2 rRNA genes and 1 pseudogene are annotated in these 886 nt (G+C 54.6%); 2 read left to right on the top strand and 1 reads right to left on the bottom strand.

The window, feature by feature from the left end:
• Both BG74_RS00815 and rrf read left to right on the top strand, forming a co-directional pair.
• Positions 1-319, top strand: a 23S ribosomal RNA gene (locus BG74_RS00815); the annotation flags it as partial.
• Positions 320-469: 150 nt separating this feature from the next.
• Positions 470-585: ribosomal RNA gene (rrf, locus tag BG74_RS00810) — 5S ribosomal RNA — on the top strand.
• Between the two features lie 40 nt (positions 586-625).
• Here the strand turns inward: rrf and pssA are convergent.
• A pseudogene (pssA, locus tag BG74_RS00805) lies at positions 626-886 on the bottom strand (CDP-diacylglycerol--serine O-phosphatidyltransferase); the annotation flags it as partial.

Raw genomic sequence — 886 nt, 5'->3', positions numbered from 1 at the left:
TAGAACGTCGTGAGACAGTTCGGTCCCTATCTGCCGTGGGCGCTGGAAGATTGAGAGGGGCTGCTCCTAGTACGAGAGGACCGGAGTGGACGCACCGCTGGTGTTCGGGTTGTCATGCCAATGGCATTGCCCGGTAGCTACGTGCGGAAGAGATAACCGCTGAAAGCATCTAAGCGGGAAACTTGCCTCGAGATGAGTCTTCCCTGAGGCCTTGAGCCTCCTGAAGGGACGTTAAAGACGATGACGTTGATAGGTCGGGTGTGTAAGCGCTGTGAGGCGTTGAGCTAACCGATACTAATGACCCGTGAGACTTAACCTTACAACACCTGAGCTGTTTGAGCGCGCGGCATCCACAGCGAAAGTTAACGCCAAGCGCAAGGGGCAAGACGATATTAGCGATGTTCCGGATAATGCCCGACAGTCATGCAAGTGAGGGTTGGGAAAGCGGTGCGGAGCGGAAACGAATTTGCCTGGCGGCACTAGCGCGGTGGTCCCACCTGACCCCATGCCGAACTCAGAAGTGAAACGCCGTAGCGCCGATGGTAGTGTGGGGTCTCCCCATGCGAGAGTAGGGAACTGCCGCTGCTACTGCTGTACCGGCATTAAAATGATCGTTCATACTACTTCAGAGTATTCGGCTAATTAAGCGATCAATGCGGACACGGCGTAAACGACGAATAAGTTTACGCACTTTAATCGGATAGTCTGCTATGCTTTGTAGCTCGGTGAAGTGCTTTACCATCCGAGTGTGAGTACGGATCATGGCGAGTTCGCGCTCACGCTGCGTCCGCAGCGCCTGTGTGGGATCGTGGATTAGTAGCGCATTTTCCAGATCGAGCCGCCAGGCACGTGGGTTAAGGTTATTACCGGTCAGCAATTGCCACTC

Source organism: Sodalis-like endosymbiont of Proechinophthirus fluctus (assembly GCF_001602625.1).
GTDB lineage: Bacteria > Pseudomonadota > Gammaproteobacteria > Enterobacterales > Enterobacteriaceae.
The sequence above is the reverse complement of the archived record's forward strand: the minus strand, read 5'-3'. Positions and strand labels throughout refer to the sequence as shown.